The organism is Bradyrhizobium sp. 26S5 (genome assembly GCF_036923295.1).
GTDB classification, from domain to species: Bacteria; Pseudomonadota; Alphaproteobacteria; order Rhizobiales; family Xanthobacteraceae; genus Bradyrhizobium; species Bradyrhizobium septentrionale.
This window is the reverse complement of record NZ_CP145948.1, coordinates 2,062,639-2,074,272: the sequence shown is the minus strand read 5'-3', so window position 1 is coordinate 2,074,272 and position 11,634 is coordinate 2,062,639. Positions and strand designations below refer to the sequence as shown.

Genomic DNA, 11,634 nt, shown 5'->3' with positions numbered 1-11,634 from the left:
CGCGCATCGGCGTTCTCATCGCGCGATGGCATGCGCAATTCGGAACGTGTCGCACGGTTTGAGCGGGGTCGCTGGCATGGTCGGCTCTCGCACACCACGAGGTTGGGGCGCATGACAGTGATACTCGATCTCCTCAACAACGATCCGCGCACGAAGCTGCGGGCCGATAGGCCGCGCCATCCCGAAAAAGCCAACCGCCCCGACACACCGCTGCAGAGCAAGCCGGCATGGATCCGCGTGAAGGCGCCCGGCTCGGCCCAATGGGCCGAGACGCGGCGCATCGTGCGCGAGAACAAGCTCGTGACCGTCTGCGAGGAAGCCGGTTGTCCCAACATCGGCGAATGCTGGACGAAGAAGCACGCGACCTTCATGATCATGGGCGACACCTGCACGCGCGCCTGCGCCTTCTGCAATGTGCGAACCGGCCTGCCCGGTCCGCTCGACGCCGATGAGCCCAGCAAGGTCGCCGAAGCAGTGGCCAAGTTGGGACTGGAGCACGTGGTCGTCACCTCGGTCGATCGCGACGATCTGGCCGACGGCGGCGCCGTCCATTTCGCTGCGACCATTGCCGCCATTCGCGCAACCAGTCCCGGCACGTCGATCGAAATCCTCACCCCGGATTTTCTGCGCAAGAGTGGCGCGCTCGAAATCGTTGTTGCGGCGAGCCCTGACGTGTTCAACCACAATCTGGAGACGGTGCCGTCGAAGTATCTGACGGTGCGCCCGGGCGCGCGCTATTTCCATTCGGTCCGGCTGCTGCAGCGCGTGAAGGAACTCGACGCACGGATCTTCACCAAGTCGGGGATCATGGTCGGCCTCGGCGAAGACCGCAGCGAGGTGCTGCAACTGATGGACGATCTGCGCTCCGCCGACGTCGATTTCCTGACCATCGGCCAGTATCTCCAACCGACGCGCAAGCACCATCCCGTCGTCAGCTTCGTGCCGCCTGACGAATTCGAAGCCTATGAGAAGACCGCGTTTGCCAAGGGCTTCCTGATGGTCTCGGCCACCCCGCTGACGCGCTCCTCGCACCACGCAGGCGACGACTTCCGCAAATTGCGTGAGCGCAGACATCGCTAGCCACTGGCTGCGATCGAACGGCGCATCGCATTTGATGGAAGGATTCCCGACAACTGGTCGGCGACGAGGTCCCAGCGCGCCTTTGCGCACATATTTGGTAGGGGGAGCGTTACCGCCTTTTCCCGGATGCTGCGCCGCACTGCAGCGGGCCCTGGCCCGGACTTTCGAACACATCGAGCCGCGGCCCAGCGGAACTTCGATCGCCACCTTTGCTAGAACCATTCAAAACGTATAGGCTGATCTGGTCAACGGGCTTGGGAGAAAAGCCTGGGACGTTGGGGACGTGGGACGCTGAAGGGTTGTTTGATCGGAAGGCGCGATCGTCTTCACTGCGGGTGCGACGGGTAGGGAATTCGATTCAGGCGCCGTCACGGCGGCCTGGAAGGGTCTTACCGTCGGACTTTGCGTGAGCGAACCGGCAGTTGCGGCAGGCACCCCCCGCATTCAGGTGAATGATCGCAGGGCCCGTCATGAGCGGGTCCGGCATCTTTCACGTCGGAGGAGCCGGGATGGACCAACGAGAAGTGCTGGCGGCGTGGGAGAAGTTCGTCGAGCGCGGAGCGTTGTCATCCGACCTGAGATCATCGGTAGCAGCGTCGTGGCAGCGATCCAGGAACCATCACGTCACCGTCGACCGTGCGCGAGCGCCACTCGTCGCGGACGCCGAGTTGTTTCGCCATCGCTCCAAGTACGCGTCGCTCCGTCATGCCGCCCGCTGCGCGCTCGAGAATTCAAGAACATTCCTGCGCGATGCAAACTCAATCATGATCCTCACCGATCCGAGTGGGCTGATCATCGATACGCAGGGTGACGACAGGGTCATTGACGCCGGCCGCGCAGTCCATCTCGAACACGGAGGTCGCTGGAGCGAGGCCGACATCGGCACCAACGCGATTGGCGCCGCGATAGCGGAATCGAAACCTGTCCAAATTCACGGTACCGAGCATTTCTGCTCGGAGGTGCAACGGTGGACCTGCGCTGCCGTCCCGGTTCATGACCCGACCGATGGCGAACTGCTTGGCGTGGTCGATATCTCGGGTCCTGCAAGCACCTTCAATCCGCAGAGCCTGGCCTTGGCCGTCGCGGTCGGCCATCACGTGGAAAGCGTCCTCGCCCAATCGGTCCGACAGGAACATGAGGAGTTGCTTTGCCGCTTTCTCGCCAAGAGATCGCAATGGGCGAACGATGAATGCATCGTGCTTGATCGCCGTGGCATGATCCTCCACGCCACCGAGCGTGCCCTGAACGCGCTCCAGCATGATCGCCACGGCATTCGCAACGACGCGCCAACCCGCTTCTTGAAGACGGTTCCCTTCGACGAGTGGCCGATCAGGTTGAAGGAGCTGCTTCCCAATGCGAGCGTCAACTTCGTCGAGAACGAGCGCTCCGGCATCGGCGCCATCGTGGTGCTGCATGCGCGACGACGCCAGTTGATCACGCATCGCGACGTCCAGAAATCGAGATCCGAATCTGAAGGCCGCGAGACCGCGAGCTCATCATCTGCCCGAAAGGATTCAAAGCCGGAACCGCGGTCTCTTCAGAGCCCGGCCGCCGGCTTCGTTGCGCGCGACCCCGCGGTCCGGGCCATCGTCCGTCAAGTCGAGACCGCGGCAGCACGCAAGATGCCCATCCTGATCCGCGGCGAGACCGGAACCGGCAAGGAGCAGCTTGCCCGCCACGCCCATATGGCAAGTGGGCGAACCGGCGCGTTCATCCCCGTGAATTGCGCCGCCCTGCCGGAAAGCCTGATCGAGAGCGAGCTGTTTGGCTATGCCGAGGGAGCATTCACCGGGGCGCGGCGCGGCGGCGCGATTGGACTGGTCAGGGAGGCCGACGGCGGCACGCTGTTCCTTGACGAAATCGGCGACATGCCCGTCGCGCTGCAGGCGGTGCTTCTGCGCCTGCTCGACGACTGGACCGTGCGCCCCGTCGGCGGCGCCAGATCGAAGGTCGATGTCTTTCTGATCTCCGCCACCAACGCCAGGTTGGACAAGGCCATCGCCGAAGGCCGGTTCCGATCCGACCTGCTCTATCGTCTCAATACGCTCGAGGTCACTCTGCCGCGACTCCGGGACCGCAACGACTTTGATGCCATCGTTCGCCATCTGCTCAATACGATCGACCCGACTTGCGAGATCACGCCGACCGACATTGCGCATCTCGCCGCACGTCCCTGGCCTGGCAACGTCCGCGAGCTCCGCAACGTTCTGGCGCGATTCAGCCTTGCCGCTGCGGACGGATCCATCAACGAAGCAAGCGCGGAGAACATCGTTCACCCCGCCGGAACTGAGTCCGGATCACTTCACGACATCCATCGCGCGCGAATCCTTGTGGTTTATGCCGAGACCGCCGGAAACGTCAGCGAAACCGCGCGCCGTCTCGGCGTCTCGAGAAACACCATCTATCGCGCTCTCGGGCAGAAGAAGCCCGAGTGATGCCATAGTGCCTCGAACCACCGGATGCTGCGAGTATCGCAGCGTGCCCGGCTATGGACGGAGCGCCGGTCGCCTCGAACCGATGATCCGTTCCGTTCAAAGCAGCTCAGCACCGCCACCTCGGGCCGGGCCAGCGGTCGGATCGTAATCATCCGGCTTCTTGGCGATCAAGGTCTGCGTTGTCAGGATCAGTCCAGCCACCGATGCCGCATTGCGAACCGCGCTGTAGCAAACCTTGACCGGGTCGATGATGCCAGCTTCGACAAGATCGACCGCCGCGCCATTGCGCACGTCGAGCCCGTGGCCATTCGTGGCCTTGGCAATTTTCGCAACCTCCGCCTCACCGTTCAGGCCGGCATTGGCGGCAATGTAGAAAAGCGGCCGACTGAGCGCGCGTTGCAGCAGCTCGGCGCCCTGCCTGGCTCCTCCGTCCAGACGATTGATCAATTCGTCGAGTCTTGCACCGATCCTGAGCAAGGCCACTCCGCCACCCGGCACAATGCCTTCTTCGAGCGCGGCGCGGGTCGCGTTGATGGCATCCTCGATCAACTGGGTCCGGCGTTTTTGTTCGACCGGCGTCGCGCCGCCGGCAAGAATCATCGCTGTGCCGCCGGACAGTTTTGCGATCCGCTCCTGGAACTTGTCCCGCTCGATATTTTCGGGAGCGGCATCGTATTGGCGCAACACCTGTTCGCGTCGCGCCGCGATGGTCTTCTGGTCGCCACCTCCCGCCGTGATCAGGGTCTTCGAGGCGGAAATGCGCACCTGGCGCGCGGACCCAAGGTCGTGCAGTTCCGCCTTCTCGAGCCTTCCGCCCAGATCAGCCGAGATGACGCGCCCTCCGGTCGTGATCGCAATATCCTCGAGCATTGCCTTGCGCCAATGGCCGAACTCCGGCGGGTGAATCGCGGCGACCTTGAAATTGGATTTCTCCCGACGCGCCAGCAATTGCATGATGACCGATGGCGCCACTTCCTCGGCGATGATCAGCAAAGGTCGACCGCTCTTCTCGATCAGGGAGATCACACCAGCGAGTTGCTCCCCGGCCTGGATCTTGAGATCGGTCACGACGATGAACGGATTGTCGAGAACCACCTGCATTTTCTCGACATCGGTGACCATGTGATGTGAAAGATAGCCGCGATCGAAGGCCATGCCTTCAACGATTTCCAGCGTCGTCTCGACCGTGTTGCCGAATTCCACCGCGACGATTCCGTGATTGCCGGCGCGCTCGAAGGCTTCGCCCACCATGTCGCCAAGCGTTGTGTCGTTGGCCGCAATGCTCGCGACAGCCCGCAGGCCGGCAGGCCCCTGCAGCGGTCTCGCCGACCGTCGCAACGCCGTGATGGTCTCGGTAACCGCCAGCTCCAGCCCTTCAACCAGCTCGACCGGATTGGCGCCGGCCGCCAGACATTTCAGGCCTTCCTGCACAAGAACATCGGCGAGCACGGTGGCCGTGGTGGTGCCGTCCCCCGCCACCTCATTGGTTCGCGCTGAAACCTCGCGTAACACTTGCGCGCCCATATTCTCAAACGGGCATTCAAGTTCGATTTCGCTGGCAATGCTGACGCCATCGCGCGACACGATCGGCGTGCCGATCGGTCGGTCCATGATCGCGTTCATGCCCTTCGGACCCAGCGTCCCGCGTACCGCCTTGGCGAGCTTGGCGACGCCCCGGCCCAGCGCGGCCCGCGCAGCTTCATCGTGCAACATGATCTTCGGCATTCTAAATCCCCGACTTTGCCTTGAGGTCGTCTGGTCTGAACGAGTTTTCGATGCTGCGCGCCCGCATCACGGCCCTGTTACGTACCCGGCGACGCCGGCATCGTCCTCGATTTCGGTACGAACGGTGTCTCGAGGTCGAACCGCGCGGCAAGGAGGCCACGGCACAGCGCGCCGTTGAATTCGGCATTGATGCCGACGCGCCGTAGATTCGATACGTATCCGGCAAGGCTGTCGGCGCTGAGCCGTGCTCCGTTCGCATCGACAAAGGCAGGCTCATCGCCGCTTGCCGGGCCTACGACGGCACGCCGCTCAAGATAGCGCTGAATCAGCTTCTCACCTGCATCGTCGAGCGGCAGGCAACCCAGCTCCCTCAACGTCAGGTCCACGATCTCCATCGGCGACTGCCCGAGCGCAACGAGGTGGCTGAGCAGTGCAACCTGGCGGCGCTGGAACGCCTTGACGAGGAATGTCTGACGCAGGTCATCGAGGCTGCCATCGGCCTCGGCGCCAAACGTTTCCTGGAACGAGCGCCCCTGGGCGAGGCCCGCATTGATCTTGTCGGCATACATGTGCTCACCCAGGACCACGCTGACGCCCTTGACCCAGTCCAACGCGCTGACGGCCCGGCGCATGTCGTCTGCCATCAGGAATGAGAAATTGGCAGCGCACCAATAGGTCGGCAGGCGAAACTCGATGTCGACGTGGTCCTTCGAGTCGACATCGGCCCTGGTCACGAAATTCAACTCGGTGACGGACTCGTCGAGTTCCGGATCCATCACGCCCTGCAAGCAGGCCCATATCTGGGACTGCTTGTCATCCGACGAGCGGCTTCTCGGCCGCTCCCTCCCCTCAACGCCACGCTTCATGACCATCACCTCGGCGCGTGAACGGCTTCGGGCAAATGGGCATAACCGCCGCCAGCCCGGATCTTCTTCTTCTGCGCCTCGACGTCGATGCCGTAGATGCGGGCAGCGTTGAGGCCGAGAATCTTGGTCTTGGCCTCCATCGACAACACCGAACCGGTCTCCTTGGTGACGTCGGCCGGGATCTCGAATGCCATGAACTTGTCGATCAGCCATTTCGGCGTCCAGATGCCGTAATCGCTGCCGTAGAGGATCTTGTCCGGTCCAACCCAGAACAACAGTTCGGAAATCACGTGGGCGAAATAACCCGGCCGCGAATGGATGAAGGGCAGCGCCACCGCGAGACCCGCATAAACGTTGGTCTCCTGGGTCGCGATCCAGCAGAAATCGTCAAGCCGCGGCAAGCCGCAATGCTCGACGATGAAATTCAGGTCCTGGAACGAGGTCGCGACATCATCGATGTCGGCCACATCGAACGCATCGCGATTGAGCGGGATAATCGTCGGCCCCTTGTGGACGTGGATATTCTTGATGCCAAGCTTTTGCGCGGCCTCGAGATACTGGTAGGACGCCTTGTCGGTCAGCTTGTAGCCCTTCGATTCGCCGCGCCATTCCGCGGTGTAGAGCTTGACGCCCTTGAGTTTGTGCTTCTCGGACAGCGCATGAAGAGCTTCCAGGCCCTTGGTGCCGTCGCGCGGATCGAACGCGCCATTCAGGATGAAGCGATCCGGATGGCTCTTCTTCATCGCCGAATTTCGTTCGGTGGTGTTGAAACCACTCTTGTAGAAATCGGTGAGGTAGGTCGGTTGCAGGATCGCCATGTCGTCATAGCCGGTGACGAACAGGTCGTCGAACATTGTCTTGGCATCGTATTTCTCGAACTTCTCCTTCTCCCATTTCTCCGAGGGCGGGCTCAGGTTCGAGTGGTAGGCGTAGAAGCAGTCGATGAACTGCTTGCCGTGGATGTTCTTCTGGTTTGCCGGACTTCCATCCCAGAAATGCGTATGCCCATCGATGACAAATATCTCTTCACCCTTGGCTGTCCTGTACATGGCGTTTCTCCCGATCCCGCTGGATGGCGTATTGTTATGAGGCGGCGCGATTGATGTCGTCGAATGAGCCCGGCCGGCGTCGCGCCGGCCAGGGTTTGTTCGCAGGCCGGCCGTCAGACGATGTATTTCATCATCTCGTTCATATCGCCGAACAGCATGACGGTGTTGTCATCCGTCATCACCATGCGGCCGTAATGCGTCGAGGTCGAGATCTCGAAGAGATGCGGGGTCATGACCCGGCCGAGCTCTTCCGAAATCTCGTCCATCTTGAATTCCATCTTGCCGTCGCCATCGATGCGGATCATCGCCGGCATGTACGTCACCTTGATGTGGTCGTGACGGCTCATGACCTCGGCAATGGCGCGCGCCTCGACACTGTCGTTCATCGTGACCCCGCATTGATGCGACACCGTGTCCTCGAACGTGATGTCCTTCATCGATTTGAAGATGTTGTCATTCTCGTGCAGCATGTCGATCTCCTGAAGAATTGAGTGAAGATGTGAAGCAGTATTGGTTACGACGCGAGATTTGCCGGAACCGTCAGGCCAAGCTCGGCAGCGATGCCCCTGATGCGATTCTTCGCGTGCGCCAGCGCGTCGGCGAAAGCCGCGACCTTGACACGCGGCTGCGACCAGATCGGCTGCAGATGATTGGCCGCATCGAGCGCGAGATCGGCATGCTTGCCCAGCCATTTGTTGAACAACGCAAGGTTCTGCGCCCCGTAGGTGGGATCGGTGCCGAGGATGTGGAACAGCTCGACGGTGTTGGCGAGATTGCGCTCATAGTCGGCTTCCGCGGCGGAGACGACAGCCGGAGTGATGAAGTCGTTCTGCGCAGATGCCGCCTGCATCAGGAAGCCTGAGCGGAAGAGTTCTCCGAGAAGCGGCTCGAACACCACATTGGTCGCAAAATATTGCTCCAGATAGTCGTTTGAACCCATCACCGACTCAACCGACTTGCGCACGCCCTGCCAGATCGGATCTTCCAGCCAGTGCTTCTTGCCGGCGGCAATGTCGAAGCCTGGAAGGTCGAGGCCGATTTCGCTCAGATAGAGAGTGATGTCCTGCGCGAAACGAAGCTTGTAGGACGAGTTGGTCAGGATCGCATTGTTGACCATCTGCGTGTAGCCGTAACGCTGCGCCTGCATCGTGGACGTGCCGAGACCGAACTCGGCATGCTTGTAGGCGCCCAGATGGTTCTGCAAAATCTTCACCCAGGCGGGATCGAAGCGGGTTGGCGCTCCCGATTTCCGGCCATTCTCGATGGTGTTCTGCACCATGCCGCAGATCGTCGACTGGCGCTGATAGTGCGTGCGCTCCCATTCCTGGTCGACGGCGCGGAACTTGTGCCAGTTCGAACTTTTCGCAGCCGTCCAATCCTTGGAATAGGTCGGCGTTCCGTCCGGGAAGGAGATGATCCAGTCCTGCAGAAGATAACGCTCCGGATCCGGCTGAACGTCGACCGTCATGTCCTCGTAGTGGGTCGCCTTGCGGCCCTTGGGTTCGAAGTAGTTGTACTTGCGACTGTCGGAGCCCGGGAACACTGCGGCCCCCGCCGCCCCGGATTTGACGATTGCTGCCGGCTTGGTCGCTGCTGCTCTGCTTGCTTGCGCGCTCATTGTTAACTCCCTTTTGCCATTCTGTTCTGCGACGAACTTTTGAACGCCGTCATCGCACCGCCGGCGTAAACTTGTCGAAGTAGATGTGGTCAGGCTCGACCCCGTTCATTTGCAGGACGGGCAATACGGCGTCGATCATCGGAGTCGGCCCGCACGCATACGCGTCGATGGCGCCGCTGAATTTCTCCTTGCGCAGATGGCGCAGCACGACCTCGTGGATCAACCCGGTCTCGCCGTCCCAGCCGTCATCCGCCTCCGCGTGCGACAGCGCCGGCACGAATTTGAAGTCGTCGAGCCGCGCCGCGATAGCTGCCAGCTCCTCGAGGTAGAACAGATCGGCGCGCGTGCGGGCTCCGTAGAAAAACCGCACCGGCCTCTGCTCCCCGCTCCCGATGTGATCGGCCAGGATCGACCACAGCGGCGACATCCCCGAGCCGCCGCCGATCAGCAGCATCGGACCCGGGCGCTCTTCACGCCGGAAGCAGGTGCCATACGGCCCCTTGGCGGTCACGGCGTCATCGACGCCCAATTTCCCGTCAAGCTGGGACGAAAACGCCCCGTTCGGATATTTCTTGATAATGAAGCGGAGACGGGTGCTCTCGCTGGGCGGATTCGCCATCGAAAAGGCGCGGGTAATGGTGCCATCCTGAAGCGTCAGATCGACATACTGACCGGCCCAGAACTTCATCGGCCGCTCGATCTCGATCTCCAGCAGCCTGATGTCCGACGTCAGCGCGTGGATCGCAGCCACACGCCCGGCAAATGCCTTCACCGCGATCGAACGGCTGAGCAGGTCTTCGTCATAGTTGAGCAGTTCGACACTGATATCGCTGTAGACGTGTGTACGGCACAACAGCACATGTCCGGTCTCGCTCTCGTAGTCCGGTAAGGCGAAGGTCGAGTACTTCAGCAGCTCGATGTCGCCGTCGACGAGTTTCGATTTGCAGCTGCCGCACTGGCCTTCCTTGCAGCCGTGCATCAGCGAGATGCCCTGACGAAACGCGGCGTCAAGGACGGTCTCGCCCTCCTCCACTTCCATCTCGATACCCACTGGCTCGAAACGAACCTTGTGAACCCGCACGTCCGTCATCATCTGGGCCTTGTCATAGCAGTTGAACAGAACGATCGGCAAAGCGCTTGCCGACCCCGGCAAGAGGGGCCGCAAGGAGCGGCCCCTCCCGTCGTCATTTTAGTTGCAGGGATTGATCTTGAAGCCCTTGCGATATTCGGCCGTCGCGACCTCGCGTTCTGCGGGCGAAAGTGCCCTGAAGCCACGCAGCGGACTGCCAAGCGTGTGTCCGCGCACGTGATCGAGCGTCCACATGTCCTTGGCGTCGAAGCGCAGATGCGGTTGCGCGATCATGGTCTTGCCGTCGGGCCGGACAAAACCGAGATCCTTGATCGCATCGGCGACATCCCAGCCGTGATAGCAATCTTCCCATTCACGGCGACCGCTGAAGCGGCCCATGGCCGGCGTCGCCCGCCCCTCGTATTCGGCGGCGAACGCCACCTTGTGGGTCCAACGGCAGCCTTCCGAACAATAGGTGTAGATCTTGCCGTCGACCTCGTCGCAGACGAAGTCTTCACGGATCAGGCACGGGACCATGCAGCTCCAGCACCGATGCGGGTACGTGTAGCCCACTTCGCTGTTGAAGAGGATGTTGGTTTCGCCGGGTACACTGAGCTTTGCGTGCCACTTCCAGAAGTCGCCGAATTCAGCGTACCAGCCCGGATATTTGTGCTCGAACCACTCGAAGTCCCGCTCGGTCTGGGCCTCGATGCGCCAGAAGTTCACCGACCAGCCGACCGTGAAGAACTGCGCGGTCTTGTGGACATAGTTCTTCTTGACGATCCGATCCCAGGCGGCGGCGACGTCATCGTGATGGATCTTGATGCCGTACTTCTCGAGCGGCAGCATGTAGGTCCGGTAATAGTCTTCATAGATCCAGCGATGCCACAGCTCGGCGTAGGACTCCTTGTTCTTGTCGCGGTTGGTCGTGCCGTACTCGATGAACGTCCCGATCGCGGCATCGACAATCGCGTGATTCTGCCAGAAGGCGTACTTCAGGTCGCGCTCCAGCAACTGATGGTTCGACGGATCGTTGATCATCGCCATCAGCATCGAGTGACCGTTACCGATATGGCGGGATTCGTCCGACTGAACCGACAGGAACACCGTCGGCAACGCGTAGTCGCCGTTGCGGGCGGCTTCTGACGGCATCGCCACGAACAGCGTATTGGTGAAGGCGGTTTCCGCGACGACCGTCAGATAGACGTTGGCCGCGGTGATTGCATCACCGGTCAGGAAACCCTCGGCGAACTGGCGGCCGATCGTGGTCGCATAGCACTTGCCGAACGCGGCTTCCGTGATATCGAACCCCGCCGGGTCGATGTAGTTCTCCATGTACCACTTCTTGAGGTTCATCTGGATCGTCGAGTGACGGAACTCATCGACCATCTGCATGGTGAAGCCGGTGCGCAATTCCTCGCCGGGGGCCAGCCGCCCGACCATCGCCATCGAGCGCGCCGCCGAGATCTCCGGAAACGGGATGATCGCCAGGAACAGCTTCATCCACTCGACCCATCGCGGCTCGACGTTGCGGAACATGTCGCCGCGCAACGCCGCGTCCAGCGCACCATAGACGCGGTTGTCCTTTTCTTCCTGCATCGGGAAGTACGATCGCAGGACCTGCTTCATCGGGTCGCGCGGCGTCTTCGATATCTTGTAGTCGGTCGGGAAGGTCATCGCCTCCTGCACGTAGCTTGGCGTCCAGCCAAGGTCCGCCACACGGTTGGCCGCTTCAGCGATGCTGATGCCTTTCTGCGCGGTTATCTTGTTCAGTGTCAGACTTGCAGTCATT

Annotated in this window: 8 protein-coding genes and 2 pseudogenes; 3 read left to right on the top strand and 7 right to left on the bottom strand. The window is 61.4% G+C overall.

Annotated elements, in window-relative coordinates:
• The first annotated feature begins 111 nt into the window (after nucleotides 1–111).
• The 3 genes and pseudogenes from lipA to V5279_RS47055 all read left to right on the top strand — a co-directional run.
• The gene (gene lipA, locus V5279_RS09790) at nucleotides 112–1,080 is read left to right on the top strand and encodes a lipoyl synthase (protein WP_338696808.1); all 969 of its coding nucleotides are present in this window, start codon (nucleotides 112–114) and stop codon (nucleotides 1,078–1,080) included.
• A gap of 452 nt (nucleotides 1,081–1,532) precedes the next feature.
• Nucleotides 1,533–2,126 (top strand): annotated as a pseudogene (locus V5279_RS47060) (GAF domain-containing protein); the annotation flags it as partial.
• A 531-nt stretch (nucleotides 2,127–2,657) separates the two neighbouring features.
• Nucleotides 2,658–3,515, top strand: a pseudogene (locus V5279_RS47055) (sigma 54-interacting transcriptional regulator); the annotation flags it as partial.
• Nucleotides 3,516–3,611: 96 nt separating this feature from the next.
• On the opposite strand, the gene V5279_RS09780 reads toward V5279_RS47055, so the two are convergent.
• The 7 genes from V5279_RS09780 to V5279_RS09750 form a co-directional block, all read right to left on the bottom strand.
• On the bottom strand, nucleotides 3,612–5,240 hold the full coding sequence (locus tag V5279_RS09780) for a molecular chaperone GroEL (protein WP_338696805.1): 1,629 nt from the start codon (nucleotides 5,238–5,240) through the stop codon (nucleotides 3,612–3,614).
• A gap of 77 nt (nucleotides 5,241–5,317) precedes the next feature.
• The gene (locus V5279_RS09775) at nucleotides 5,318–6,112 is read right to left on the bottom strand and encodes an iron-sulfur cluster assembly protein (protein WP_338701096.1); all 795 of its coding nucleotides are present in this window, start codon (nucleotides 6,110–6,112) and stop codon (nucleotides 5,318–5,320) included.
• On the bottom strand, nucleotides 6,112–7,155 hold the full coding sequence (locus tag V5279_RS09770; protein WP_338696803.1) for an amidohydrolase family protein: 1,044 nt from the start codon (nucleotides 7,153–7,155) through the stop codon (nucleotides 6,112–6,114). The genes V5279_RS09775 and V5279_RS09770 overlap by 1 nt, the downstream gene beginning before the upstream one ends.
• 113 nt (nucleotides 7,156–7,268) lie before the next feature.
• Nucleotides 7,269–7,625, bottom strand: coding sequence for an MmoB/DmpM family protein (locus tag V5279_RS09765; RefSeq protein WP_029085595.1), 357 nt, complete (start codon nucleotides 7,623–7,625; stop codon nucleotides 7,269–7,271).
• A 44-nt stretch (nucleotides 7,626–7,669) separates the two neighbouring features.
• Nucleotides 7,670–8,773, bottom strand: coding sequence for an aromatic/alkene monooxygenase hydroxylase subunit beta (locus V5279_RS09760; protein ID WP_338696799.1), 1,104 nt, complete (start codon nucleotides 8,771–8,773; stop codon nucleotides 7,670–7,672).
• 49 nt (nucleotides 8,774–8,822) lie between these two features.
• Nucleotides 8,823–9,866: an NADH:ubiquinone reductase (Na(+)-transporting) subunit F gene (locus V5279_RS09755; RefSeq protein ID WP_414645942.1), complete on the bottom strand. Its 1,044-nt coding sequence runs from the start codon at nucleotides 9,864–9,866 to the stop codon at nucleotides 8,823–8,825.
• Between the two features lie 96 nt (nucleotides 9,867–9,962).
• A complete protein-coding gene (locus V5279_RS09750) occupies nucleotides 9,963–11,633 on the bottom strand; it encodes an aromatic/alkene/methane monooxygenase hydroxylase/oxygenase subunit alpha (RefSeq protein WP_166303128.1) in 1,671 nt (556 codons plus the stop codon).
• Nucleotide 11,634: the final 1 nt, after the last annotated feature.